This is a genomic window from Pseudomonas orientalis (assembly GCF_002934065.1).
Lineage (GTDB): Bacteria > Pseudomonadota > Gammaproteobacteria > Pseudomonadales > Pseudomonadaceae > Aquipseudomonas > Aquipseudomonas orientalis_A.
The window spans coordinates 3,037,950-3,063,102 of record NZ_CP018049.1; the positions used below are offsets into that span (position 1 = coordinate 3,037,950).

Genomic DNA, 25,153 nt, shown 5'->3' on the forward strand with positions numbered 1-25,153 from the left:
TCCCTGTCCCCTGCCCTCGCCGAAAAAAATATTCAGCGCCTCCATCATTTCTCCATAAATCCTACGCTGAACGTGCATGCTGACGAGGCATCATCCTATCCGTTGCTGAACGCCTGCGCGCCGTTGCAGCATTGAGACACCGCCCAGCACATCGACCGAGCACACCATGACTGAATCACTCCTTGCATCGAGCTCCAACCAGGCACTGGTCCTGATCGCCGAAGACGAGCCGGAAATTGCCGACATCCTCTCGGCCTACCTCAAGCGCGCCGGCTTTAAAACCGCGCATGCTCAGGACGGGCGGCGCGCGCTGGAGCTGCATCAGACGCTCAAGCCCGATCTGTTGCTGCTCGATGTGCTGATGCCCAAGCTGGACGGCTGGATGGTGCTGGCCGAAGTTCGTCATCGCGGTAACACGCCCGTGATCATGCTGACGGCCCAGGATCAGGACATGGACAAGCTCATGGGGCTGCGCATAGGCGCCGATGACTACATCGTCAAACCCTTCAACCCGGCGGAAGTCATCGCCAGGGTCCAGGCCGTGCTGCGTCGATGCGCCGACCAGGGGCATGGCGGCGGCCACAGTGTGCTGCGCGTCGACCCCTTCGAGATCGATATCGACAACCATGAGGTGAGCGTGCGCATCGGCACGCGAAAACAGCCGTTGCAGCTGACGGTGACCGAATTCAGGTTGCTCGCGCAGTTGGCAAAGTCGCCGCGTCGCGTGTTCAGCCGAGCCGAACTGCTGGTGCTCTGCTCCCCCGAGAGCGACAGCCTGGAGCGTACGGTCGACAGCCATATCAGCAAGCTGCGCCGCAAGATCGAAGACCTCGGCCTGCGCGGCGTGCCGACCAGTATCCGTGGCGTCGGCTACCGCTTCGGGAGCCAGGCATGAACGTCGGCAGCGGCATGAGCCGCCAGATTATCTTGTCGATGACTGCCGTGGTGCTCTGCGTCATCGCACTCGCGGTCGTCGGCACCTACGTGTTCTATTCGTTGCTGTGGGCGCTGTCGCCGCCGACGCAGTTGGAGCTGGAGGCGGATGAATGGCTGCCCAGCGGCGTTGAATGGGCCTGGATGGGCTTGATCACCAGCATCAGTCTGGGCGTCGGCGTGGCGGTGGCCGTCAAATTGGCCCGACGCATTCTCATGCCGCTGAACTCGGTGGCGGCCAGTCTGCGCAGCCTGGCTGACGGCGACCTGGATGCACGGGCAGTGGCGCCCGACGTTTCTCCGGGCGAAGCCGCCCGGCTGGTGAATGACTTCAATAGCATGGCGAACCGATTGAAACGCATGGCCGAAGAACAAGCCTTCTGGAACGCCGCGATTGCCCATGAACTGCGCACCCCGCTGACGATCCTGCGTGGCCGTTTGCAGGGGTTGGCCGAGGGCGTATTCGAGCCGGACACCGCGCAGTTCTACAGCCTGCTGAGCCAGGTCGAAGGCTTGACGCGCATGGTCGAAGACTTGCGTGTCGTGGGCATGGGGGATAACGGCTACCTGAAACTTGAAATCCAGCAGGTCGAGTTGTCCGATGCGCTGGAGGCCGAAGCGCGGCTGTTCGAACCCAGCCTGAACGCTGCCGGATTCGTGCTGCTGCTGGACCTGCGCAAAGGCCCCGTGAACTGCGACCCTGCCCGCATCCGCCAGGCATTGCTGGCGCTGCTGGACAACGCGCGCCGGCATGCCACGCCGGGCAAGGTCAGCGTTCAGCTCGGCAGTGACGAGCGCGGTCATTTCCTGAGGATTGCGGATGAGGGGCCGGGGGTCGCCGAACCGTTCGCCGAGCTTATTTTCGATGCGTTTCAACGCGGCGACAGTTCGCGTTCCCGTGCCCAGGGCGGCAGTGGCCTGGGCCTTGCCGTGGTGCGTTCGATTGCACTGGCCCATGGCGGCGCCGTGGCCTGTCGAACACGTGTAAATGGCGGCACTTTATTTGAACTCAGTTGGCCAACGACAACCACTTTGAATATTGAATCCTGACAAGCGTAAAGCAACGTTTGCTTTATTAGCACCCACCAAGGTGATGGCATGCGCTTCTGTATTTCCCTATTCAAAAGAGCCACTAAATATCGGCACTTTGCCTTACTGGATATACACGGACGTTGTATCGCTTTCATGAGTTGCGAAGGAACGCCAAGCCCGGGTAACTGGGTGGAAGTCGAAGCAGTCAATCTCGCCTGGCTCAATCAAATGCTGCCGGACCTTCAACCCCAGGCAGCGAACACCCGCATCGTGTAACGCCTGGCCCGCTTGTTTAACGCTCTACCGTGGATAACTGTTATGCCTGCACTGCATTCAGCTGGGAACGCTATCGCCCTTGAACAACTGGAAGCATCCCTGATGCTCTACACGTTCAAACTCAGAAAGTTGCAGCGTTTCTGGATTCCGCTGCAAAGGCATGCGCCGTCGTGTGTCCTGGCGTTGTGGCTGTTGGGCGTAGGTGCGTCGCTGATCACTCAGTCCTATTATCACTGGCTGTTGATGGCGCCGGCCATTTGCATCTTGATCACCCTGGAAATCATCATCGAAGAAGTCCAGACCGACTTGTTATTGATGACCGACGAAGCACGTTATCGGCTGGGCATCTCCCGCGACGATCATCACCGCGCAACGCGCGCCACAGGTGCACCATGGCATCCGTAACACCGCCGATTCTGCTCGAAGAAAGTAAAAAGCTGGGGCAGCAATCCGCCAGCCAGACGCTCAAGGCCATCGCCCGGGCCTACCCCGGTAAATTGTTCGGCACCTTGTCGCTTGTCGCACTGGAAAATGCGCTGTTGCTGGCCTACCCGCTGTTCGCAGGCTTTGCCGTGGACTCGATCATCCGCGGCGATGCCGCCAGTGCATTGTGGTATGCCGCCGTGGTCCTCGGCTTCTGGGTGGTCGGCGCGGCGCGGCGGGCGCTGGACACGCGGACCTTTACGCGCATCTACGCCGACCTTGCGGTGCCGGTGATTCTCAACCAGCGCCTGCAGCGCCACAGCACCTCCAAGGCGGCGGCGCGGGTCGTGCTGGCACGGGATTTCGTCGACTTTTTTGAAAAGCACGTGCCGACAATCGCCACCGCGCTGGTGTCAATCGTCGGGGCGGCGGGCATGCTGCTGGTGATCGAGCCCTGGGTCGGCCTGGCCTGCCTGCTGGCGCTGCTGCTGTGCGTCACGCTCATGCCGGGTTTTGCGCGACGCAACCAACGCTTGCATGAACGCCTGAACAATCGACTGGAGAAGGAAATCGGCCTGGTGGAAACGGTCGGTGCGCACACCTTGCACCGCCACTATCAGGTGCTGTCGCGGCTGCGCATCTGGCTGTCGGACCGTGAAGCCGTGGCGTTCCTGTCCATCGGCATTCTGGCGGCGCTGCTGTTCGTGGTCGCGATCACCCAACTGGCCTTGGCGCCAGCGGTGAAAGCCGGGCATATCTATGCGGTGATGACCTACCTGTGGACCTTCGTCAGTTGCCTGGATGAAGCCCCCTCGATGATCGACCAACTGGCGCGGCTCAAGGATATCGGCAAGCGCGTGGACCCAGGCCTGGCGTGATTCAGCGCGGTGACCTGCGCGTTTCGGAGGGCGATTCACCGAACAGCTCGCGGTAATGCGTGGCGAAATGGCTCAGGTGAAAAAAGCCCATGGCCACGGCGATATCACCGACGTTTTTCTGGCTTGGGCAGGTTTCGATCAGGCGTCGCCTGACCGCGTTGAGGCGCAAATTGCGCAAGTATTCAACCGGCCGCATACCGGTTACCGCCTGAAAACTGTTCTGCAGCGTCCTGCGACTGACACGCAACTGTTCGCACAGGTCCAGGATGCTCAACGGGGTATCGCCACTGGCGATGATCAATTCCTGGCTGCGCCTGACCAGATAGGCGCTGACCGCAAAATTGCCACGCCGGCAACGGACTTCATCGCTGGCATGGCTGAACAGATCGAGAAAGGCGCCGAGCAGTTCGTCTTCGAGGATTTTTTCCGACGCCGGGTTGATGGCGTCGGCGTGTTGCAGAAAGTGACGAAACAAGGGGTGAATGCGCTGACGAATGCGCTGCAGTAACGTTTCATCCACGTTAAGCGCGGGCACGCTGGTCAAACGTTTGAGTTGCTCATTGGATAATTCGAAGGCCGCCAGCTTGGCGAAACGCACGGCATCGACGTTGAACGCGAAAAAATGCGTACCTTCCGGCGCATGCAATACGAACTCTTCTGCATCACGCAGCAGCACCACGCTTTGCGCGCTTACCCTTTGCCCCTGGACCACCGGAGGGTTGCCCAGCGACATGGCGGCGCACAAGCGGCCCTGGGGCGAGCGGCCATGCTGCACCACGCGCTTGTCCAGCACCTCCTGGAAGATCTGAAAGCGATCACCGGACAACTGCCGCAGTTCACTGGTCAGGCAGCCGCGACCAAGCTGGTCATACACCTGCTGCCAACCCTGGATCGAGCCGGCGTGCTGTTGAGAGTCATTGAAGGTTCGGACTTCAGCGAGCATATTCGTCATTCCTCGGCCGCCGGGTACTTGCATTTGGCCTGAAGGGGGCTCAGTCATCCGTGACATCGGTTGGCGTTACGCAGGCGCAGCGCCCGCCTGGAACACCAAAGCCAGTTCCGTGCCAAGCATGTGCAAATGATACGTGCCCGGTTGAATATCCATCGGCGCCAGTAGCGCACCGGAGAGCACCGCCTGCCCGGCTTCCACGCGATGACCATCGGCCAGCAGGCGCCGCACCAGCCAGCACAGGTTGAACAGGGGGCTGTCTTCACGGTCCTGGGTATCGCCGCTGCCCAGATACACACCTTCATGCTCCAGGTGATACGCCACACAGGCATGCCGCACAGGGTCGAACGGCACCTGCGGTCCTACACAGTAAAGTGCGGCGGCAGCGTTATCGGCCAGGAACGCGCCAAGCCCGAAACGCCAGCCTTGCCAGCGGCAGTCGGCGATTTCGAAGGCTGGCGCCACCTGGGCGATGGCCGCCAGAATCTCCTCATCCGCGTAGTCGCCCGGTTCCAGCGCGCGCCCGAAGACGAACGCCAGTTCGATCTCAAGCTTGGGCTGGATCAACCGCCCGAGTGACACCGCACTGCCCGGCTCGACCTGCATGACCGTGGTGAGGCCGCCGTACACCGGTTCGTCGAGGCCGAAGCGTGCTTGCGCCGCGCGGCCGGCAAAGGCGACCTTCCAGCCGCTCAACCGTTCGCCGTCGGCCTGGCGCCGCACGAGCCCCTGGCGCTGCAGACCGTAGCCTTCCAGCCGGTCCAGCGCTTCGGGCGCCAAAGGAGCAATGGGCTGGACGCTGCGCAAGGCCTCGTCCAGTTCGACGAGCAACGCGTTGGCGCCGCTCATGACAGTTGCTCCGCCAGCTTGCGCAGTACCCCATCAAGCCGCTCCGGAGTGGTAATCGCCGCGACAAAACGGTCCGGACGCACCACCACGATGCAGTCACGCACCTTGGAGAACCATTCGCCCAAGCGGTTATCCACGTCCTCCACACTCACGGCGTCGTTGGCCGTCAGCGGCTGGTTACGCCCCACGCCGCTGCGCGACCGATTGACCTGGATGAAACGCGTGCCCCAACGAGCCCAATACTCGGCCATCGGTTCGCTGAGGTGTTCGCGCGGGTTCACTCGATAACCCAGCACGGCATAGCCGTTGCCGAGGACTTCGTCCAGGCGCCGGCGCTGGCCCTGGGCGTCTTCGATATTGGGCTGGATGAACAGTTGCCCGACCAGGTCATCCTCACGCAATTCGGCCCGCTCGTGATGGACCAGCCCCTTGGTGATGGTCGCCTTGGGTTTGAACTTGAACTCCAGCAAGTGCGAGCGCAGATTGTCGACGCTGTTGACGGCCTGGAACAGCCAGTCGCGCACGCCGGCCATCAGCGGGTTGGTCAAGCCAAGGACAGCGCCCATATTGTCGGCCAGGGCGACCAGTTCGGTGGCGTGGCCACGTCGCTCCTGGTCGTAACTGGCCAGGATCGATGGCGCCGCCCGGCCCTGGATGATCGCCGCGAGCTTCCAGGCCACGTTGGCCACGTCGCGCAGGCCGGAATTGAGGCCTTGCCCGGCCCAGGGCGGGGAAATATGCGCCGCATCACCCACCAGTGCCACACGCCCTTCGACAAAGCGCGCCGCGACACGCGAGTGGTGCGTATAGGCACGAATGCGAATGACGTTGAGTTGGTCGACGGCGTCGCCGATATGCCCGTGGATCAGCTTGCGAATCGTCGCCTCTTCGCACATTTTCGCTTCGTCCTCGCCTTCCATCAGCATGAACTCCCAGCGCCGCTGCTGGTAAGGCAAGTAGATGCACACGAAGGGCCGCTGCGGGTCGGCATGCAGGGCCGTAAAGGGTGCGTCCAGCGTGTCGTTGGCCGTATCGACCACCACCCATTTGCGTGGATGGGTCAACCCCAGCAGTTCAATGCCGAGTTTTTTACGCACCGTGGAGCGGCCGCCGTCGGCGCCGATCGCATAGTCGGCCTGGAGCTGGTAGAGCTCGCCGTCGGCGCCGCGCACCTGCAGCGTCACGCCCTGCCCGTCCTGCTCAAGTTCAAGCAGTTCATGCCCCTGGCGCAACTCGACACTGGTGTGCTGTCCAAGGTTTTCGCGCAAGGTGCCTTCGAGCAGTTGCTGCATGAAAATATTGCGCATCGGCCAGCCGTATTGCGCAGCACTTGGCTTGACCTCGGCAAAACACACGCCGCGCGCGTTGTAGTAGCGCAGCGGCACATCGCAAATCATGTCGCGTACCGCCAGTTCGGCGATACCGATGCCCTGCAACACACGCAATGCCTCATCGTCCATGCCCACGGCACGCGGATAAGGCAGTATGCCATCGGCCAGTTCAAGGACGATGCAGTCGATACCGTACATTCCCATATAGTGCGCGGCCGTAATGCCGTTGGGGCCACCGCCCACGATGACAACCTGGGTTTTCTCCTGCTTCATCGCTATTCACCGCTTTTTTTGTTGTGAGTGAGGTCCGGCATCGGCCTTTCTGTAGGAGCGAGCTTGCTCGCGAAAAACTTCAACGATAACGCGTTCTCGCTGAGCGAACGCGGCGCCTGTGGGTTCTTCGCGAGCAAGCTCGCTCCTACAATTGCTGTGCTTTTATCAGTGCAGGCCGTCAAGGCCCTTTACATCTTCTACTTTCAGCCCGCCCAGGCGTGCATGCAGACGTCCACGCGTGGCGAAGGCCCAGATCACGACGAGCTCATCCGGCGAAGGGCCGTCGCCGAATGTCACCGAGAACGTGTCGTAGTGCGAGCGCACGTAAAGTGCATCCTTGTGCGCCAGCGGCACGTCGATGGTCGAACCCGGGCCGCCACGCTTGCCGGTGGACGGCACCCACGACTTGCCACCGCCCAGGGCAACGCGGATCGGGTCGGCGGCCGGGTTGGTGAGGAACGCGTTGCCGTGCTCGTACTCACCCGCGCTACCTACCAGGATAGCCTTGCCGTAGCTTTCGATCTTGCGGGCACCGGCCAGGGCCTGAATGCGCCGGCCGAACTCTTCGCCCAGCAACGGCGACGGCTCGATCAATTGCGCAAGGTCTTCACTGTAACGGCCGGCGTACGGGTTGGCGATCACGGCGGCCACGGCGTATTTGAACACCGGTTCGCCATCGGCCAACTGGCCACTTTCGTTAGCCAGGGTTTCTTCGACGAAGCTGTACCATTTGCGGATGTGATAGCTGGCGAAATTCGCGGTTTTCATCAGGTGAACCTCAGTTCAAATCGGGTCAAGGGGATCAAGCGTGATGTTGCGACTCGGCGCGCGGGCGGCCTTGAAGCGGGCCTTGCCGCACGCATCGTCATGCTCGGTCTCGAGAAAGAATTCCATACGATTGCAATCGGGGTCGTTGAAATACAGGCCGTTGCCGATTTCATGATCGGTAATTTTCACCACCTCCACCCCCTTCTTCAGCAACATGCCGTAGAGCTGGCGCAAGGTGGTCATGTCACCTTCGATTTCCAATCCGTAGTGCTGCAGGCCCAGGCCGCCCTGGTGGGCGCCCGGTTCTGCACGAATCAAGGCGATGTCGTGATGCTTGGTGCCAAATGCCATCATGACCCAACTTTCGCCCCGGGCACTTTCGTGCATGCCCAGGATGTCGGCGTACCACAGTGCCGACACATCAGGATCACTCACAAATAGCGATAAGTGAGTCCGAAGGATTTTGACTTTCATCACTGATTACCTCAGTTCTTCTTGACGATGGATTGATGCCCGGCCTTGATCTGCGCCACGGCAGGCGTCCAGAGCACATCTGCGATCTCGCTGAATTCGCGCCAGTGCTTCTGCCAGCTATCGCCACCATTGTCGGAGGTGAACAAATGCCCATACTTGGTGCCCGCCACGATCTGGCGCGGGTTCGCCGGGTTGAAGGCAATCGCCCAGACGCAGGAGTTGGGTTGTTGCGGCAGGGGCAGCACGGTCCACGTGAGTGCAGCGTCACGGGATATCAGGATCTTGCTGGTGGTGCCTGGCGTACCATCGGAAATACTCAGGTACAGCTCGTTTTCCGTGCCCAGCGGCGCGTTCATGGCGCGCAGGTAATACAGTCCGAAGGCTTCGCGACCGACAATGCCGGTCCAGGTCAGCCCCTCGTCCAGGCTGCGGTAGACCGCATTGACGCAAACCACCACGATGACTTTCTCACCGTGATTGGGCAGTACCACAATGTTGTGGATGTCCGAGTTGTAGTCCCACAGCAGCCGGTCGTCGACGCGGGTCCAGCTGTCACCGCCGTCACGGGAGTGAAACAGCCCACCCTCTTCCAGGCCGAACCACAGTTGGTTGCGGTCGGTGGGGTCATAGGCGAAGGCCAGCAAACGCGGGCGGCTGACGCCGTCGCAGAATTCCGGGATCTCCACCGGAGCGCGATCCCAGCTCAGGCCACCGTCCAGGGTGCGCCACAACACGGCACGCGACGGCGCGCCGGTGCCGACGAAAATCCGCTGGGCGTCCTGTGGGTCGACCGCCACCTTCCACACGGTCTGCCCGTTGAACGGCGAATCGATGCGCTGCCAATGCCCGCCGGTGTCCTGGCTGACACACAAGCCCACGTCGGTACCGGCGTAGATCCGCTCCGGGGTGTCGGGATGCACACTCAGGGACCGGGTGATCGCATCGAATTCGAGGTCCTGTCCCAGGCCCAGGCGGTGCCAGGTCTTGCCATCGTCGGCGCTGCGAATCACCGCTTGCCCGACAGTGGCGACCAAAAGGGTTCCGTTACTCATCTCTGATACTCCTCAGATATAGATGCCACGGGTCAAACCACCGTCGATGCCGATGGACTCACCGGTTACCGCGCCGGCTTTGGGCGACGCCAGGAAGCCGATCAACCAACCCATTTCAATCGGCGCCAGGGTGCGGCGAATCGGCGTTGCGTCGATGTAGGCCTGTTCAACCTGTTCCGCGGTCTTGCCCTGCTTGACCGCTTCGCGGTCGTACAGCTCCTGGATATGCGGGGTATCCACCACGCCTGGGTGAATCAGGTTGACCGTGATGCCCGACGGGCCGAGCTGGTCGGACAGGGTTTTGGTCATGTGGGCGATCGCCAGGTTGCGCATGCCCGACAGCACTTTGCTGCTGCGCCCGGTAAGCCCGCCGATGTTGATGATGCGACCGAAGCCGGCCGCCTTCATGTGCGGGGTCACGGCCTTGGCGCAGCGGAAGTAGCCGATCACCTTGGTGTTGAGGTCCGACAGCAACTCATCGTCGCCAGCGTGTTCGATGTCATTGCGCACCACGCCCGATGGCGCGGCAGCACCGTTGACCAGGATGTCGATACGGCCGAAATGCTTGTACGCCGCATCGACCATCTCGGACACGGCCTTCATGTCATTGGTGTCACAGAACAGCGGCAGCACTTCATTGCCGGTCTGTGCCGTGATCTCTTCGGCGGCCAGTTGCAGGAACGCCATGCGCCGCGCGCAGATCACCACCTTGCAGCCTTCCTCGGAGAGAAAGCGTGCGACTTCCTTGCCGATACCCATGCCACCACCGGTGACGATTGCCACGCGGCCTTTCAATTCCAGATCCATTGCCATTTCCTCTTGTGATTATTCGATTCAGGCCAGATCGACGAAGACGCTTTTGGTTTCGGTGTAGGCGTCAATCACGTTCTTGCCCATTTCCCGGCCCCAGCCGGACTGCTTGTAACCGCCGAACGGCGACGCCGGATCGACCACGTTCCAACAGTTGATCCACACCGAGCCGGCCTTGAGCTGCGCGGCCACGCGGTGCGCCGAACGCAGGTCACGGGTCCACAGGCCGGCAGCGAGGCCATAGGGCGAGTCGTTGGCGCGCAGCACCAGGTCGTCGATCTCGCTCCAGCTCATCACAGTCAGCACCGGGCCGAAGATTTCTTCGCGGGCCACGCAGGCCCGCTCGGCACGGTCCAGGAACACGCTGGGTTCAATGAAGTGACCGCGCTCAAGGTGCTCAGGACGGCCACCGCCGCAGATCAGTTCGGCGCCCTCTTCCTGGCCCCGCTGCAGGTAGCCCTTGACCGTGTTCAACTGCCGCCCGGATACCAGCGGGCCCATGCTGTTGGCCGGGTCCAGGCCATTGCCGAGCACATAGGCGGCGGCATGGCGCTGCAGTTCTTCAAGCACCTGGTCGAGCACACTGTCGTGCACATACAGGCGCGAGCCGGCCGTACACACCTGGCCCTGGTTGTAGAAAATCCCGTCGGCCGCCCCCTTGGCGGCGCGTACGATGTCGGCGTCGGGCAGGATGATGTTCGGTGACTTGCCGCCCAGTTCCAGCGAAACTTTTTTCATGTTGCCGGTGGCCGCCTGGGCGATCAGCCGACCGACCTGGGTCGAGCCGGTAAAGGCGATCTTGTCCACGTCCGGGTGCTGTGCCAGCGGTGCGCCGGTGTCGGCGCCCAGGCCGGTGATCAGGTTGACCACGCCGGCGGGGAAACCGGCGGCCTCGATCAGTTGCACCAGGCGAATCGCCACCAACGGCGTCTGCTCGGCGGGCTTGAGCACCGCCACGCAACCGGTGGCCAGCGCCGGGCCGAGCTTCCATACGCACATGGTCAACGGGAAGTTCCACGGCACGATCAGCGCGCAGACACCGACCGGTTCACGCAACGTGTAGTTGAGCATCGGCGCGCCGCTGGCCGGCGATACGGGCAGCGTGCTGCCTTCGATCTTGCTGGGCCAGCCGGCGAAGTAGCGAATGATGTTGGCCGCGCTGGCCGCTTCACCCCGTGCGTTGGCGATCGGCTTGCCGTTCTCCAGGGTGATCAGTTGCGCCAGCTCCTCGCGGTGCTGGTCCAACAGATCGGCGAGGCGAAACAGCAACAGGCCGCGCTGCGCCGGTGACTGGAAGGCCCAGGCGCCGGTAAACGCTGCGCGGGCGGCCGCAACGGCGGCATTCACATCGCGCTCATCGCCTTGGGCGACTTCGGTCAGGGTCTGTTCAGTGGCCGGGTTTTCCACCGCAAAGCGGCGACCGCTGGCGGCGTCCTGCCAGGTACCGCCGATGAACAGGCGACCGGGCTGGTCCAGGAACGCCTGGACGGCAGGTAATAATGGGAGCTGGTTCATGGTCGACTCCTTCAAAGCGCCATTTCGATCAGGCAAGGCCCGGCATCGGCGGCGGCATTGGCCAGCGCCCGTTGCAGTTCGGCATTGGTGTGTACGGTGCAGGACGGCACGCCATAGCCTTTGGCCAGGGCCTTCCAGTCGATGCGCGGAGTGTCGAGCACGGTCAGCTTGAGCGACTGCGGGTCGAGCTCGGTCATGCCGAAACGGCGCAGTTCGTTCTGCAGGATTGCGTAGCGGTGGTTGGCGGCAATCAGGATTACCACCGGCAACTGCTCGCGGGCAATGCTCCACAGGGTCTGGATGGTGTACTGGGCGCTGCCGTCCGATTGCAGGCAGAACACCCGGTTGCCACGCTCAGCCAGGGCCGCGCCAAACCCCACCGGAATGCCCTGGCCGATCGCGCCACCGGTATTGGTCAATACACGGTGCCGCGCGGCACGGGCAGAGGCGGTGAAAAACGGATAGCCGCAGGTGCCGCCCTCGACCGAGACAATGCAGTCGTCCGGCAGCGCGGCGGCCAACACTTGCCCCACCGACTGCGGGCTCAACGCGGCCTCGCCCGGCGGCAGCTGGATGTCCTGCGGCGTCGGTATGTAGGCAGGCGCGTCCAGCGCATCGGCCAGCGCGGTCAGCGCCCCGGCCACATCGTCGCCCACTTCGGCCAGCGACAGCAGACGCTCACGCTCAGCCAGTCGCGACGGGATACCTTCGTAGCCGAAATAGCTGATGGGCTCCACGACACCGGCGCACACGACCTTGTCGTACTGCTCGAGGATCTCGATGGCCACTTCCGGGAAGTACGGCAGGCGATCCAGGTCGGGCAAGCCACCCCCCCGGTAGCTCAGGCGCGGGAAGGTTTCGGCAAACATACGCACGCCGGGCAGTTGCGCCAGGCGCCCCGCCGCTTCCAGGCCGGCCACCGACAAGCCCTGGTCACCGACGATGAACACCAGGCGCTGGCCGTCGCGCAGGGCCTGGGCCACGCCTTCGATGCGGTCGCCGGCAAAGCGCCGCACCGGCGCACGCAGCGGGCTGAACTGGCCGTTGTGGGTCACGGTATTGGATTGCAGGTCCATGGGCAGGATCAAGCTGGCGATCTGGCCCTTGGCTTGCCAGGCGGCGCGCATGGCTTCCTGCAAGTCTTCGCCCACACCCGACGCGGTGCGCGAGGTGCGTACCCAGCTGGACACAGTACCGGCCAGGGCCTGGATGTCGCTGGCCAAAGGCGGATCGTAATTGACGTGCCATGACGCGTGGTCGCCAATCACATTGACGATGGGCGTGTTGGCGCGCCGTGCGTTATGCAGGTTGGCGATGCCGTTGGCAAAGCCAGGGCCCAGGTGCGTCAGGGTCATTGCCGGTTTGCCGGCGATACGGCCGTAACCGTCCGCAGCACCGGTACACACCCCTTCGAACAACGACAACACCGGCTTGAGGGCGGGTGCACTGGCCATCGCGGCCACCAGTGGAATCTCGGTGGTTCCCGGGTTGGCGAAGCAGTACTCGATACCGCTTGCCGCTGCCGCATTCACTATCAGTTGCGCACCATTCATTGTCAGCCCTCTCACTTGAGCGTTTTCTTTGGTGAGATTTATCACACACAAAACAGCACATGACAAGTATTTTTAATAATAAATCTCTTATATTGAGATTTATGCGATATTTAAACCGAGATAAGTTAATGTGATGACCTGTAGGAGCGAGCTTGCTCGCGAAAAACTCACAGGCACCGCGTTCCTTCAGGAGGCCCGCGTTATCGTTGACGTTTTTCGCGAGCAAGCTCGCTCCTACAGTGGATCCGGGGCGTTTTCGCCTATAGTGCATACCCGCGTGCAACCCCTTCTCTAGGAACGAAATGAGCAGTCTGAACAAGTTGTTGAGGGTCCTGGATCTGATCGGTCCACAGACGTTGAAGATCGACCCGGACACCATCGCCGAGCGCATGGGCCTGTCGCGTGCCACCGCGTACCGCTACGTCAAGGAGTTATGCGACGCCGGGCTGCTGACGCGCGTGGACGCCGGCAACTATGGCCTGGGGCCGCGCGTGATCGAGCTGGACTGGATGATGCGCCAGTACGACCCCATCCTCCTCGCCGGGCGCGAACTGATGCATGAGCTGTCGGCGCAGACCGGCCTTGCGGTGTTCGCCAGCGTTTTCTATGACGGACGCATCATCAACACCTACATCGCCGAACCCACCGACACTTACCACTTCTCCTTCGGGCGCGGTCACCCGCTGCCGTTTTTTCGTGGCGCGCAATCCAAGGTATTGATCGCCTTTCAGAAAGGTCGTCGCCTGCAACGCCTGTTCGAAGAACACATGGCCGGCGATCCGGACAGTGCCTACGACTGGGCAAGCTTTGCCAAGGCCACAAAGAAGATTCGCAAGGACGGCTATTGCATGACCCACGATGAACTGAACCTGGGCCTGACCGGCATCGCGGCGCCGATCATCCAGCCGGATATCGACGAGGTGGTGGGCAGCCTGTCCGCTGTCGGCAGCACCCAGAGCTTCAAGCTGCTGCGCCAGGAAACCGTGATCGAGATGGTGATGGACACCACCCGGCGGATTGCCGAGAACATGCGCAATCAGCCAGGCGCCGCCGCGTCCTGAGGTCAAGACGCGACAGCCAGGGTGGATCAGAACGGTACGGCGACAGTCACTTGGCTGTACACATTGGTGCCGTTGCCGACGGCCTGGTTGCCGCCCGTGGTGGAGTCCTGTTTCGGTTTGTAGAGACCGATCAGGGGCGTGATGATCAGGTGCGGGTTGACCGCCCACTCGGCGTACACGTCCAGCTCCCGCGCATCGAGGTTCAGTGCATTGCTTTTGCGCACGGTCTCGAAGGCGAAGTACAACGCGCCCAGGGTCAGGTTTTCCAGCGGCGTGGCCTTGAGGCCCACATGATGGATGCGGGTGTTGCTGTTGAACGGTCCGGAATAGTTGCCGCCGACTTCGCCTTGCAGCCAGGTGCCGTAGCCAGTGCTTTGGCCGGTGAACAGCGAATCCCATTTTTGTGAGTAGCGGGCGTAACGGTAGGTGACCTTGGGTGCCCAGGCGACATCGGCAAAGGTGTAACCGGCTTCGCCGTACCAGGCTTTTTCCGGCCCGCTGTCCTTGTCCTGCCAGGCGTATTCGAAGGCCAGGCTGACATTGGGCAGGCCCGCGTCGCCTTCGCCACGCACGCTGTAGATATTCATACCCTTGCGCTGGCGCTGAAAATCACTGGCCCAGCGATCGTTTACATCGATGCCATGCACCCAGGTCAACCCCAGGGTGCCGGGCTTGGTGGTGTAATCGAGGGTACCGGCGGCCACTTCGGTTTCGGCCTGGGCGCGGTTGTCGGATTTGAGCCACAACAGACTGCCATGCAGGCCGTCCTTGCCACCCAAGCGCAGGAACGCGGTCTGATCGAACGCATGCCGCGCCGCCAGATAGTAGGCACCGCCCCGGTTCAGCGCGCCATCGGCCGGGCCCTTGCCCAGGTTCGGCCCGTCGTCGTTGATCAGGAAGCCTCTGCCGAGCTTGACCACCTGGCGCCCGCCGGAAATATCCACGCCGTCCTGGCCCAATGCCGGGAACAGGTCGCCTGAGCGCCACCCGAGGTAAGCGTCTTCGATTTTGGTGGTGCGTTCGGTGCCCAGGGTATTGCCGGCCGCGTCGCCGTCGCCCCAGGTGGCGGAGCTGAGCAGGGCGAACGCACCGTAGGCGGTGCCGTTGCCTGCCAGGGACTGGTCGCCGCTCAGGCCATATTTGATAAAGCCTTCACGCCAGGTTGAGCCGCCCGACGTGCCGTTGTAGTTCTTGCGACTGTTGAACATTCCGAATACGGCAGTCATGTCTGCGTTGAGATGGCGGCTGTCATCGCTGTACAGCTCATAGGCCTGGGCCTGGCTGATGGCGCAGAGCGTCAAGCTGCATGCCAGCGTACCGCCGAGAAATAAAGTGGATGGGTAGCGCATGATCGAAGCTCCTTGAAGCGCGTCGTTAAAGGCTGTCTCGGATAGTGGCAACAGGGCGCAGCGACGCTGCGCCCCTGTTGGCCGAGGGTTACTCGCCCGCGCGCTTATTGACGAACAGCAATTGCTGGCCGGTAAATTCCAATAACCCTTCGAGGCCGAACTCGACACCGAAGCCAGACATCTTGCTGCCGCCGAATGGCGTGTTCGGCTGGATCCGGGCGTGACAGTTGACCCAGGCCACGCCACTTTCCAGGCGGCTGGCCAACGCCTGCGCCTGTTCGACATCCGGGCCCCATACCGAGCCGCCCAGGCCCATGTCACCGGCGTTGGCACGACGCAGCACATCCTCGACGTCGCTGTAAGCGATCAGCGGCAGCACCGGGCCGAACTGTTCCTCGTCCACCAGGCGCTGACCATCGGTCACATCCGCGACCAATGTCGGTGGGTAGAAGAACCCCGGACGGTCCAGACGGGCGCCGCCACACAGGACCCGCGCCCCCTGATCCCGTGTATCGGCGACCAGGGCTTCAACCAACTGCAATTGCTCAAGGTTCTGCACCGGCCCGAAGTTGACACCGGGCTCCAGGCCATCACCCACCACCTGGCGCTGGGCAATCAGCGTCAGCGCGTCGGCGAAGGCCTCGTATTGGGATTCGTGAATGTACAAACGCTTGAGGGCTGCGCACGTCTGGCCCATGTTGAGGAAGGCTGCCTGGAAAATGTCCTCGGCGACCTCTTCCACCGATGTGCCGGGCAATACAATCGCAGCGTCGTTGCCGCCCAGTTCAAGGGTCAGGCGCTTGAGATTGGTGGCAGCGCCGCGCATCACGCTCTGGCCGGTGGCGGTGGAACCGGTGAAGACAATCTTCTGGATGCCGGGGTGCGAAGTGATCGCACTGCCGAAACCCTGCTCGCCGGTCACGCAGTTGATCACACCGTTGGGCACATGCCGGGCAATGATTTCCACCAGGCGCAGGGTGCTGAGCGGCGTCAGGCTCGACGGCTTGCTGACCACGCAGTTGCCGGCCCGCAGCGCCGGCATGATGTGCCACACGGCAATCATGAACGGCCAGTTCCATGGCGTGATGGACGCCACCACACCCAGGGGTTTGCGGTGCAGTTCAATGCGCTGGGTCGGGGTTTCTTCCACCAGCTCCACTTCAATCTGCTGTCCGGCGGCATAGCGGGTCCACGCAGCGGCGCCCATGACTTCGGAAAACGCCAGTTCCAGCGGTTTACCTTGTTCCTGCACGATCAACCGGGCCAACTCATCGGCGCCCTGCTCGATACTCTCGGCAATCGCCAACAGCCGCTCGCAGCGCTGAGCATGGGATACGTGACGCCACGCCTTGAAGGCCACTTGAGCGGCGGCCACCGCGTCGTCCAATTGAGCCAGCGAACCGGCCGGGCATTGTGCGAATGCGGCGCCGGTAGCCGGATTGATCACATCAAACTGCCCGTTTTCACCGGCAACCTGAATCCCATTGATAAGCATCTTGTAGTGGTGCATGTGTCATCTTCCTTTAACGCTGGCGAGCCTTGCCGGACAACGGCAAGCGAACAGTGTGCAGTGGGACGGTATCGCTCGATGTTTTAGAGTTTGTGGCTGCCCAGCGCCAGGAAGCGCTGCGGCGAGACCTTGCGCAGTCGCGCGGCGAGAAAAACGCCGCCCAGCAGCGCCGCTGGAATGACCGCGCACAGTGCGTAGGACAGGAGCTGGCTGGCGCCGGTGAGCACGTCGAAATGCACCACCGCCAGTATCAGCACCATCAGCAAGGCCAGGCTGGAGAAAATCGGCAGGATACGCCCGCGCCAGAGGCCGACATCGAGTTCCGGGTGCCGGTGGAAATACACACACACCGAGATCGAAGTCATCGCCATGAGCAAAATCACGCACAAGGTGGCGAGGTTGGAGAACCAGGCGAACAGTTGCAGGATCGGATCGGCATCCATCGCAGCGAAGATCAGCACCACCACGGCTGCGATCAGGCTTTGCAACGCCGAGCCCATATGCGGGCTTTGGTGCACACGGTGGGTGGTGCCCAACAGACTGTGCAGCAGACCGTCGCGCCCGATAGCGTAGAAATAGCGCGCTGCGGCGTTATGGAATGCCAGCAGCCCGGCGTAGATGCTGACCATGAACAGCACCCGGATAATCTGCGTCAGGTACGGGCCGACAAAGTGGTCCGACATGCCGTAGATAAAGGTGGTTGGGTCCTGCAGGGCTTGCAGCATCGGCACGATTTTATCCGTACCTACGCCCACCACCATCGACCAGACCGACAGCGCGTAGAATCCGCCGATCAGCAGCACCGAGCTGTAGGTGGCAATCGGAATGGTGCGGTGCGGATTTTTCGCTTCTTCGCCGTAAATCGTCGTGGCCTCGAAGCCGATAAAGGCCGCGAAGCAGAACAGCAGGCCGATCGACGGGGTACCGCTGAGCACATGCTGGCGGGTGAACGAGTCGAGATTGACACCGCTGTCGCCGCCCGTCTTGAGAATCGCAATATCCAGGGTCAGGATCGCCAGGTATTCGGCAATCACGACCACCGACAAGACGCGGGCGGACAGATCGATCTTGCGATAGCCCAGGATCGCGATGCTGACCATCGCCATCAGCGAGTAGGACCACCAGGGCAACACCACGCCGTATACGCTTTCCATGGTGCCGCTGACCACGCCGCCGAACATGCCATAGAGGCCGACCTGCAGGATGTTGTAGGCAAACATCGCCAGCACGCCCGCCGCCCCTCCGGCCAGGCCACCCAGGCCGCGCGAGGTAAAGGCGTAAAAACCACCGGCGTTGGTGACATGCCTGGCCATGGTGGTGTAACCGACCGAAAACGCCAGCAGCACCGCCAGGGCCAGCAATAACAAGGCCGGGGTGCCGGCACCGTTGCCCAGCATGATGCCAATCGGGAAGCCTCCGGCGATAACGCTGAGCGGGCTCGCCGCCGAAATCACGAAGAAGATGATAAAGCCGACACCCAAGGCGCCACGCTTGAGCTCCGTGGAGCTGTTGACCGGGATAGATAGACTCATGTTATTAACCTTATTGTATGAGGCAGTCGCTGTGGTGTGGGACCGAGCGAGGCGCTATCGGTACCAGATAGCGCTTTTGTTTTTGGGATTGCACGCTGTATTCGATGCTATGCCCGCCCATGAACAACCCGCTATCCCAAATCGGTAACATCGCCGCTGTCGCATCAGACCGACAGATACCGGCCTTCAGAACCGATTTGGGATAACGGCGCCCCTCTGCATTCAGGCATGCTAGGTCCAGCCCCCTTTTCCGGATGCCGGCCATGCCCTTTACCGACTCCAAACATCGCTGGCTGATACTTGCCATCATTTCCAGCGCGTTGCTGCTTATCGTCATTGACATGACGGTGCTGTATACCGCGTTGCCCACACTCACGCGGGAGCTCAGCGCCACGGCGTCGCAAAAGCTCTGGATCATTAATATCTACGCGCTGATCGCCGCCGGACTGCTGTTGGGCATGGGCACCCTCGGCGACCGTCTCGGGCACAAACGGCTGTTTATCGGCGGCCTGAGCGTTTTCGGCCTATTCTCGCTGATCGCCGCGTTCTCGCCATCGGCCAGCATCTTGATCGTCGCCCGTGGGTTCCTGGCGGTCGGCGCGGCGATGATGATGCCCGCCACGTTGGCGCTGGTGCGCTTGACGTTTACCGACCCGCGCGAGCAGGCCATGGCGTTCGGTGTCTGGGCCTCAGTAGCCTCCGGGGGCGCCGCATTCGGCCCCGTAGTGGGCGGGCTTTTGCTGGAGCATTTCTGGTGGGGCTCGGTGTTTCTCATCAATGTGCCGATTGTGCTGCTGGCCCTGCTGCTCGCAGCGACAGTGATTCCCGATCACCCGGGGAATGCGCAAAGACGCTGGGACTGGCTCGGTTCGCTGCAGGTCATGATCGGCTTGATCAGCGTAGCCTATGCGGTCAAGGAACTGGGTAAACGGCACCCCTCCTTCGCGGCCATGCTGATAGCACTCGTCCTGGGCACGTTATTCCTGACGCTTTTCATTCGACGTCAACGGCGTGCCGATCAGCCGATGCTGGATCTGTCTCTGTTCTCCACGCCTGGCTTCAGAAATGCGGTGATTTCGGCAGTGGTATCAGCCGCCGCCTTGATCGGCATGGAGCTGGTCTTCAGCCAGCGCCTGCAACTGGTGCTGGGCCTGTCGCCACTGGAGGCGGCGCTGTTCATCCTGCCGCTGCCGCTGGGTTCGTTCGTCGCCGGGCCGCTTGCCGGGCATTATCTGCCGCGCCTGGGAGAGCAGCGCATGCTGTTCTGGACGCTGCTGCTTTCGGCTGCCGCGATGCTCACCTACTTGCTGGCGCACAACGCCGCAGCGCCAGTGCAAATCATCAGCCTCGCGCTGCTGGGCCTTACGATGGGCGCCTCACTGACCGCAGCGTCCAGCACGATCATGCTCAGCGCGCCCGCCGACAAGGCCGGCATGGCCGCCTCCCTCGAGGAGGTCTCCTTTGAACTGGGCGGCGCCGCAGGCGTGACACTGGCGGGCAGCCTGTTATCGGCCATCTACGCCTACTCGGCGAGCCAGATGATTCCTCCATGGCTGGCCCTGAACCCCATGATCTTCGAGAGCCTCGACGATGCGCTGGTGGTCGCCGCGACGCTGGCGCCGGAGGACGCGGCGATGCTGATCGGGTCGGCCCGTTCGGCGTTCGACGCGGGTTTCGTCGCGGTAATGGCCACCTGTGCGGCATTGCTATTGATGGCAGCGCTGCTGGTCAGGCCACGCAACCGGGTGTCATGAATCAGTGACATCAGCCGATGCAGTAACACATCCAATAAAAAAAGTCGGTGGTGCCACACCAACCGATGATCGATCAACACGCTGTTCACCTGTGAGATAGCCCAATGCTCGACGCCCTTTCCATCCGTTTGAAATTCGTCCTTTTGTCCGGTTTGTGCCTGCTCGGCGTGATCGGCCTGATCGTCGGCATGAATCTCTACCAGGGCAACCAGAACAACCGGTTGATCAGCACCTCGAGCAGCAAGATGCTGACTGACAGCGGCGAAACCCTGCTGCTGGCCAGGGCGGCGGAACAGGCGAAGAACCTGCAGGGCGAATTCGCCCGCAGCCGGCAGATCATCAGCGCTTTTTCCGACCAGGCGGCCGGCTTGCGCACCATGGCCGCCCAGCGCGGGTTGGCGGCCGCGACATTGCGTGAAGAACTTAACCTGGCGCTCAAGACCACGTTCGAACGCAATCCCGAGATTCTCGGGCTTTGGCTGGTGTACGAACCTGATGCGCTGGATGGCAAAGACAGCGAGTTCGTCAACGACGCCGCACGCGCCGCCAACGAGAACGGACGTTTTGCCAGCGCCTGGAATCGCGGCGCGGGTCAAGCGATGAATATTCTGATCCCCGAAAGCGATTTGCAAAAGACCGAGTTGAGCATCAGCGGCACGCCCTACAACAGTTGGTACACCTGCCCGCGAGATACGCGACGTACCTGCCTGATGGCTCCCTATGCCGACACCCAGGCCGGACAGGTCCAGCTGATGACCACGCTGTCGATGCCCCTGATCGCCGATGGCAAGGTGATCGGCACCCTTGGGGTCGACCTTGCGCTCGGCGCCCTGCAAGCTGCCGCGAGCGATGCCCAGCGCACCCTGTTCGACGGTTCAGGGCGCATGCTGATTGTTTCCGACAGTGGCGTACTTGCCGCCTACAGCGCGGATGCGAGTCAGGTCGGCAAAAACATCGGCGTCCCGTTGAAGGATGAGGGCAAGGCGGTGCTTGCGGCCTTGACGCAACAAAAACCGGTGGTGCTGGCCGGTGATGCGCTGATTCGTGCTGTGTATCCCGTTGCCCCCATCGCCGAAGCGCCGGCATGGGGCGTGGTCATCGACCTGCCGAAGGACGTCTTGCTGGCGGACTCGATGAAGCTGCAGACCCTGCTTGACCAGACGCAAACCCGCGACACTCTGGAGTCGCTGTTGGTCGCCGTCGGCGCAGGGCTGTTGGGCTTGCTGCTCATCTGGTTCACCGCCTCCGGTGTGACGCGCCCGATCAACAGTGTCGCTCGGATGCTCAAGGCGATTGCCAGCGGCGACGGCGATCTGACCCAGCGGCTCGATTACCGCAAGAAAGATGAACTGGGCGAGCTGGTGAACTGGTTCAACCGGTTTCTCGACAAACTGCAACCCACCATTGCGCAACTCAAGCAGAGCATCACCGCTGCGCGCGGCACCGCCGACCAGTCGTCGCACATCGCGCGCCAGACCAGCGAAGGGATGCAGGTGCAATTTCGCGAGATCGATCAACTGGCAACCGCGTCCAACGAGATGAGCGCCACGGCCCACGAAGTCGCCAACAGCGCATCAAGCGCAGCGACGGCGGCCCGAGGCGCAGACCAGGCGTCCAGGGAAGGCATCACCATCATCGAGCGCAGCACCCGTGACATCAACGCGCTGGCCAGCGAAGTCAGCAAGGCCGTGACCGAAGTCGAAGCGCTGGCGGTCAACAGCGAACAGATCGGCTCGGTACTGGAGGTGATCCGCAGCATCGCCGAGCAGACCAACCTGCTCGCCCTCAACGCCGCGATCGAGGCCGCGCGGGCCGGCGAAAGCGGTCGGGGTTTCGCGGTGGTGGCCGACGAAGTCCGCAACCTTGCCAAGCGTACCCAGGACTCGGTAGAGGAAATTCGCCTGGTGATCGAGCGTATCCAGACCAGCACGCGTGGCGTGGTGGCCACCATGCACTCAAGCCAGACCCAGGCCCAGAGCAACGCCAGCCAGATCCATCAGGCCGTGGAGGCGCTCGGAAAAATCAGCGAGGCGGTCACGGTGATCAATGACATGAACCTGCAGATCGCAAGCGCGGCGGAAGAGCAGAGCGCGGTGGCCGAGGAGGTCAATCGCAATGTCTCGACCATCCGCGGAGTGACCGAGACACTGACTGAACAGGCCGCCGAGTCGGCACAGATCAGCAGTCAGCTCAACGAACGGGCCAATCAGCAAATGAAACTGATGGATCAGTTCCGCGCTTAACCCGTGGCGTGCCGTTGCGCCGCCGTGCAGGCCATCACGCGCGCGCGCAGACGGGGATGGCGGCGCGGACGGTATGGGACGGTAACTCTGCGAACAGTGCCTGGTACTCCTCGGCAAAATGACTGAGGTGGTAGAAGCCCCACTGGGCGGCGGCGTCACCGATGGAGAGGCGGGACGCGAGGGTACACATCAGGGTCCGACGCACGCCATTGAGCCGGACAGAGCGCAAGTAGTTCAGCGGCGTGGTCTCGGCTACCGAGCGGAAGCTGTTCTGCACGGTGCGCCGACTCACCTGCAGGCGTTGGCACAACTCGTTGACGCTGGGCACGTCGATCCTTTCGGCAGTCGCCAGTCGGTGGCATTTCTCGACAATGAAGCTGCGCGTGGAACTGGGGCTGCGTTGGAGCTTGTCGCAGGCCGGGTCGGTGAGCAATTGCAACAACTCACCGAGCAACGCCCGCTCCAGCCCCTGCTCGCCCGCGCTGTCGAGTTCCTCGCCGACCTCCGCCAGCGAGAGCACGGCGAGCAATCCAAGCCGAGCCTGGGCGAAGCGTTGCGCAGACACCCGGATCACGGGTTGGCGCAGCAACCGACTGACCTCACTGGCCGACGCCGTTTGCTCCAGTACCTGCTCGAACCACTCGCGCTCGAAGGTCACGGATAGCAGCTCCATGCCCATCGGCATATGGAACATGAACTCCTCGCCCCCCTGCAGAAAGAACAGGCTGCTGTCATCGACTTCGCGACCCTGCATGCGCGTCGAACCCGGCACGCTGATCGGCACGGCAAAGCACATCTTGCCTCGCGGTGCCACACCGCGCTGCACCACCCGCTGGTTGATCTGCTCGCGAAACACGTGGCAACGCGCAGTGGTCAGCTGCATCAACGAACTCTCGGCCGGACCGGCCGTTAACTGGCTGTAATCCTGGCTCCACTCCTGGACATTGGCCGCATGGACGTGGATATCGCGAAAATGGCTTATATGATGATTTTTCATAATGTGCGAAAAGCCTCTGCCAATTTTTGTTTTTATCTCAAGCTACCTTGCAATATTCGCACATAGATCAATTACCGCGAAGTTTCTTCTCAAATAGGGCCTTTGGCGGAACCTGCCGATGGACCGATTCATCATTTGCCGATTCGGGCTAACGGACAGGCACACTCCATGAGAATGATCCACATACTGAAACCGACATTCCAGAGAGTGCGTCATGATTGAGTCCAAACTAGAACCCCTGCATTTCGCGGATGCCCCGCGCATTATTTCCAGCACCCTGCCCGGCCCGCTGACCCGCGAAGCGCTGGCATTGTCGGCGAGTACCGAATCGATGGCGCGCGGCGGCGGCCGCATGCCTATTGCCATGGACCGCGCGTTCGGCGCGACCTTCAAGGATCCCGACGGCAACACCTACATCGACCTTTCCGCGGGCGTGGGCGTCAGCAGCGTCGGTCGCTGTCACCCGCAGGTGGTAAAAGCCATCCGCGAACAGTCCGAAGTGTTGATGCATGCGCTGGAAATCAACAGCACCCGCCGCACCGAACTGGCCGCCAAGATGTCCGAGATCGCGCCCGAGGGCTTGCGCGGTGACTGCATCACGTTCTTCACGCAAAGCGGCAGCGATGCGCTGGAAGCTGCCATCAAGTTTGCCAAACGCATCACGGGGCGTCACCAGATCCTCGCCTTCCACGGCGGCTACCACGGCGTGTGGAACGCCTCGGGCGCGCTGACCACCGGCACGGCCTACCGCAAGGGCTACGGCCCGATGATGGGCGGCGTGATTCACGCACCCTACCCCTACGCCTACCGCTTTCCCTTCGACACCACGCAAAAAAGTGCCGAGCAGATTGCCGGCGACTACGTGGATTACCTGCTGAACAGCCCTTACACCGCCGCCGATGACGTGGCCGCCGTGATTGTGGAACCGGTGCAGGGCGAAGGCGGCTACGTGCCGCCCTCCCCCGAATTCCTGCAACTGTTGCGCAAGGCCTGCGACCGCGCCGGCGCGTTGCTGATCGTTGACGAAGTCCAGTCCGGTGCGGGCCGCACCGGCAAGATGTGGGCGGTCGAGCACTCCGGGGTCAAACCCGACATGCTCACCTTCGGCAAGGGCATTGGCAGCGACCTGCCGATGGCCGGGCTGATCATGCGCTCGGACCTCGCCGCGCAGATTCCCGACGGTTCGATGCCCAATACCTTCGCCGCCAACTCGCTGTCCGCGGCCGTGGCGTTGACCAATATCAACATCCTGCAGGACCCGGAACTCGGCCTGCTCGATCGCGCCCACACCCTGGGCCTGGAAGCGCAGGAACGTATCCGCGGGTTCAACAGCCCGTTCGTCGGCGAAGTTCGCGGTCGCGGCCTGATGATCGGTATCGAGCTGGTTGAAGACGCCGCCACCAAGACGCCGCTCGAAGGCGCCAGGATCGGCCAGCTCATGGGCTACCTGATGAACCACGGCGTACTTATGATTCCCTGCGGGCGTTACAGCAACGTGATGCGTGTGATGCCTTCGCTGACGATCACGCGCGAGCTGTTCTTCAAGGCGTTGGACATTTTCGGCGATGCCCTGGCCTCCCTCAAGGCCTGA

21 protein-coding genes and 1 pseudogene are annotated in these 25,153 nt (G+C 62.2%); 9 read left to right on the top strand and 13 right to left on the bottom strand.

Annotation, left to right across the window (positions count from 1 at the left end):
- The first annotated feature begins 166 nt into the window (after positions 1 to 166).
- The 4 genes from BOP93_RS13510 to BOP93_RS13530 all read left to right on the top strand — a co-directional run bounded on the left by BOP93_RS13510 (position 167) and on the right by BOP93_RS13530 (position 3,542).
- Positions 167 to 895, top strand: a complete 729-nt coding sequence (locus BOP93_RS13510; protein ID WP_065885633.1) for a response regulator — start codon at positions 167 to 169, stop codon at positions 893 to 895.
- Complete coding sequence (locus BOP93_RS13515; RefSeq protein ID WP_104503023.1) at positions 892 to 1,983, top strand: ATP-binding protein; 1,092 nt, start codon at positions 892 to 894, stop codon at positions 1,981 to 1,983. The genes BOP93_RS13510 and BOP93_RS13515 overlap by 4 nt, the downstream gene beginning before the upstream one ends.
- A gap of 300 nt (positions 1,984 to 2,283) precedes the next feature.
- Complete coding sequence (locus BOP93_RS13525) at positions 2,284 to 2,646, top strand: hypothetical protein (RefSeq protein ID WP_104503025.1); 363 nt, start codon at positions 2,284 to 2,286, stop codon at positions 2,644 to 2,646.
- Positions 2,634 to 3,542, top strand: coding sequence for an ABC transporter six-transmembrane domain-containing protein (locus tag BOP93_RS13530; RefSeq protein WP_065885630.1), 909 nt, complete (start codon positions 2,634 to 2,636; stop codon positions 3,540 to 3,542). Before BOP93_RS13525 ends, BOP93_RS13530 begins: the two co-directional genes overlap by 13 nt.
- A gap of 1 nt (position 3,543) precedes the next feature.
- Here the strand turns inward: BOP93_RS13530 and BOP93_RS13535 are convergent, their stop codons facing one another.
- From BOP93_RS13535 to BOP93_RS13575, 9 genes are all read right to left on the bottom strand, one after another.
- Positions 3,544 to 4,485 (bottom strand): helix-turn-helix domain-containing protein, encoded by a 942-nt coding sequence (locus tag BOP93_RS13535; RefSeq protein ID WP_104503026.1) that lies wholly within the window; start codon positions 4,483 to 4,485, stop codon positions 3,544 to 3,546.
- 75 nt (positions 4,486 to 4,560) lie between these two features.
- Complete coding sequence (locus BOP93_RS13540) at positions 4,561 to 5,340, bottom strand: 2-keto-4-pentenoate hydratase (RefSeq protein ID WP_104503027.1); 780 nt, start codon at positions 5,338 to 5,340, stop codon at positions 4,561 to 4,563.
- Entirely contained in the window at positions 5,337 to 6,944 is a 1,608-nt protein-coding gene (locus BOP93_RS13545) for a bifunctional 3-(3-hydroxy-phenyl)propionate/3-hydroxycinnamic acid hydroxylase (protein WP_104503028.1), read from the bottom strand. The genes BOP93_RS13540 and BOP93_RS13545 overlap by 4 nt, the downstream gene beginning before the upstream one ends.
- Before the next feature lie 165 nt (positions 6,945 to 7,109).
- A complete protein-coding gene (locus BOP93_RS13550; protein ID WP_065885626.1) occupies positions 7,110 to 7,712 on the bottom strand; it encodes an amino acid synthesis family protein in 603 nt (200 codons plus the stop codon).
- Positions 7,713 to 7,727: 15 nt separating this feature from the next.
- A complete protein-coding gene (locus BOP93_RS13555) occupies positions 7,728 to 8,186 on the bottom strand; it encodes a VOC family protein (RefSeq protein WP_065885625.1) in 459 nt (152 codons plus the stop codon).
- A gap of 11 nt (positions 8,187 to 8,197) precedes the next feature.
- A complete protein-coding gene (locus BOP93_RS13560; RefSeq protein ID WP_065933302.1) occupies positions 8,198 to 9,238 on the bottom strand; it encodes a WD40/YVTN/BNR-like repeat-containing protein in 1,041 nt (346 codons plus the stop codon).
- A 12-nt stretch (positions 9,239 to 9,250) separates the two neighbouring features.
- Positions 9,251 to 10,045 (bottom strand): SDR family NAD(P)-dependent oxidoreductase, encoded by a 795-nt coding sequence (locus tag BOP93_RS13565; RefSeq protein ID WP_065885621.1) that lies wholly within the window; start codon positions 10,043 to 10,045, stop codon positions 9,251 to 9,253.
- 27 nt (positions 10,046 to 10,072) lie between these two features.
- Complete coding sequence (locus BOP93_RS13570) at positions 10,073 to 11,563, bottom strand: aldehyde dehydrogenase family protein (protein ID WP_065885619.1); 1,491 nt, start codon at positions 11,561 to 11,563, stop codon at positions 10,073 to 10,075.
- An 11-nt stretch (positions 11,564 to 11,574) separates the two neighbouring features.
- A complete protein-coding gene (locus BOP93_RS13575; protein ID WP_104503029.1) occupies positions 11,575 to 13,116 on the bottom strand; it encodes an acetolactate synthase large subunit in 1,542 nt (513 codons plus the stop codon).
- A 302-nt stretch (positions 13,117 to 13,418) separates the two neighbouring features.
- Here BOP93_RS13575 and BOP93_RS13580 point away from each other — a divergent pair, with 302 nt between their 5' ends.
- A complete protein-coding gene (locus tag BOP93_RS13580) occupies positions 13,419 to 14,177 on the top strand; it encodes an IclR family transcriptional regulator (protein WP_104503030.1) in 759 nt (252 codons plus the stop codon).
- A gap of 26 nt (positions 14,178 to 14,203) precedes the next feature.
- On the opposite strand, the gene BOP93_RS13585 is transcribed toward BOP93_RS13580, so the two are convergent.
- From BOP93_RS13585 to BOP93_RS13595, 3 genes are all read right to left on the bottom strand, one after another.
- The gene (locus BOP93_RS13585) at positions 14,204 to 15,526 is read right to left on the bottom strand and encodes a hypothetical protein (protein WP_205885755.1); all 1,323 of its coding nucleotides are present in this window, start codon (positions 15,524 to 15,526) and stop codon (positions 14,204 to 14,206) included.
- Positions 15,527 to 15,614: 88 nt separating this feature from the next.
- Positions 15,615 to 17,036: an aldehyde dehydrogenase family protein gene (locus BOP93_RS13590; protein WP_104503031.1), complete on the bottom strand. Its 1,422-nt coding sequence runs from the start codon at positions 17,034 to 17,036 to the stop codon at positions 15,615 to 15,617.
- Positions 17,037 to 17,119: 83 nt separating this feature from the next.
- A complete protein-coding gene (locus BOP93_RS13595; protein ID WP_104503032.1) occupies positions 17,120 to 18,568 on the bottom strand; it encodes an APC family permease in 1,449 nt (482 codons plus the stop codon).
- A 263-nt stretch (positions 18,569 to 18,831) separates the two neighbouring features.
- Between BOP93_RS13595 and BOP93_RS13605 the strand changes: the two genes are divergently transcribed.
- The 3 genes and pseudogenes from BOP93_RS13605 to BOP93_RS28235 all read left to right on the top strand — a co-directional run bounded on the left by BOP93_RS13605 (position 18,832) and on the right by BOP93_RS28235 (position 22,565).
- Positions 18,832 to 20,322, top strand: a complete 1,491-nt coding sequence (locus tag BOP93_RS13605) for an MFS transporter (RefSeq protein ID WP_104505288.1) — start codon at positions 18,832 to 18,834, stop codon at positions 20,320 to 20,322.
- Between the two features lie 377 nt (positions 20,323 to 20,699).
- Positions 20,700 to 21,707 (top strand): annotated as a pseudogene (locus BOP93_RS28230) (HAMP domain-containing protein); the annotation flags it as partial.
- Positions 21,708 to 21,809: 102 nt separating this feature from the next.
- On the top strand, positions 21,810 to 22,565 hold the full coding sequence (locus BOP93_RS28235) for a methyl-accepting chemotaxis protein (protein ID WP_430758795.1): 756 nt from the start codon (positions 21,810 to 21,812) through the stop codon (positions 22,563 to 22,565).
- Between the two features lie 34 nt (positions 22,566 to 22,599).
- On the opposite strand, the gene BOP93_RS13615 is transcribed toward BOP93_RS28235, so the two are convergent.
- Positions 22,600 to 23,562 carry a helix-turn-helix domain-containing protein gene (locus BOP93_RS13615; RefSeq protein ID WP_104503035.1) on the bottom strand — a complete coding sequence of 321 codons (963 nt, stop codon included), beginning with the start codon at positions 23,560 to 23,562 and terminating at the stop codon, positions 22,600 to 22,602.
- Positions 23,563 to 23,776: 214 nt separating this feature from the next.
- Here BOP93_RS13615 and BOP93_RS13620 point away from each other — a divergent pair, with 214 nt between their 5' ends.
- On the top strand, positions 23,777 to 25,153 hold the full coding sequence (locus BOP93_RS13620; protein WP_104503036.1) for an aspartate aminotransferase family protein: 1,377 nt from the start codon (positions 23,777 to 23,779) through the stop codon (positions 25,151 to 25,153).

Bases quoted from the DNA above. Each gene is read 5' to 3' on its own strand.
- BOP93_RS13555 (WP_065885625.1), bottom strand. From the start codon at position 8,186: ATGAAAGTCAAAATCCTTCGGACTCACTTATCGCTATTTGTGAGTGAT.
- BOP93_RS13585 (WP_205885755.1), bottom strand. From the start codon at position 15,526: ATGCGCTACCCATCCACTTTATTTCTCGGCGGTACGCTGGCATGCAGC.
- BOP93_RS13525 (WP_104503025.1), top strand. From the start codon at position 2,284: ATGCCTGCACTGCATTCAGCTGGGAACGCTATCGCCCTTGAACAACTG.
- BOP93_RS13550 (WP_065885626.1), bottom strand. From the start codon at position 7,712: ATGAAAACCGCGAATTTCGCCAGCTATCACATCCGCAAATGGTACAGC.
- BOP93_RS13535 (WP_104503026.1), bottom strand. From the start codon at position 4,485: ATGCTCGCTGAAGTCCGAACCTTCAATGACTCTCAACAGCACGCCGGC.
- BOP93_RS13570 (WP_065885619.1), bottom strand. From the start codon at position 11,563: ATGAACCAGCTCCCATTATTACCTGCCGTCCAGGCGTTCCTGGACCAG.
- BOP93_RS13565 (WP_065885621.1), bottom strand. From the start codon at position 10,045: ATGGATCTGGAATTGAAAGGCCGCGTGGCAATCGTCACCGGTGGTGGC.
- BOP93_RS13560 (WP_065933302.1), bottom strand. From the start codon at position 9,238: ATGAGTAACGGAACCCTTTTGGTCGCCACTGTCGGGCAAGCGGTGATT.
- BOP93_RS13545 (WP_104503028.1), bottom strand. From the start codon at position 6,944: ATGAAGCAGGAGAAAACCCAGGTTGTCATCGTGGGCGGTGGCCCCAAC.
- BOP93_RS13540 (WP_104503027.1), bottom strand. From the start codon at position 5,340: ATGAGCGGCGCCAACGCGTTGCTCGTCGAACTGGACGAGGCCTTGCGC.
- BOP93_RS13580 (WP_104503030.1), top strand. From the start codon at position 13,419: ATGAGCAGTCTGAACAAGTTGTTGAGGGTCCTGGATCTGATCGGTCCA.
- BOP93_RS28235 (WP_430758795.1), top strand. From the start codon at position 21,810: ATGCAGGTGCAATTTCGCGAGATCGATCAACTGGCAACCGCGTCCAAC.
- BOP93_RS13605 (WP_104505288.1), top strand. From the start codon at position 18,832: ATGCCCTTTACCGACTCCAAACATCGCTGGCTGATACTTGCCATCATT.
- BOP93_RS13615 (WP_104503035.1), bottom strand. From the start codon at position 23,562: ATGAAAAATCATCATATAAGCCATTTTCGCGATATCCACGTCCATGCG.
- BOP93_RS13575 (WP_104503029.1), bottom strand. From the start codon at position 13,116: ATGAATGGTGCGCAACTGATAGTGAATGCGGCAGCGGCAAGCGGTATC.
- BOP93_RS13510 (WP_065885633.1), top strand. From the start codon at position 167: ATGACTGAATCACTCCTTGCATCGAGCTCCAACCAGGCACTGGTCCTG.
- BOP93_RS13590 (WP_104503031.1), bottom strand. From the start codon at position 17,036: ATGCACCACTACAAGATGCTTATCAATGGGATTCAGGTTGCCGGTGAA.
- BOP93_RS13620 (WP_104503036.1), top strand. From the start codon at position 23,777: ATGATTGAGTCCAAACTAGAACCCCTGCATTTCGCGGATGCCCCGCGC.
- BOP93_RS13595 (WP_104503032.1), bottom strand. From the start codon at position 18,568: ATGAGTCTATCTATCCCGGTCAACAGCTCCACGGAGCTCAAGCGTGGC.
- BOP93_RS13515 (WP_104503023.1), top strand. From the start codon at position 892: ATGAACGTCGGCAGCGGCATGAGCCGCCAGATTATCTTGTCGATGACT.
- BOP93_RS13530 (WP_065885630.1), top strand. From the start codon at position 2,634: ATGGCATCCGTAACACCGCCGATTCTGCTCGAAGAAAGTAAAAAGCTG.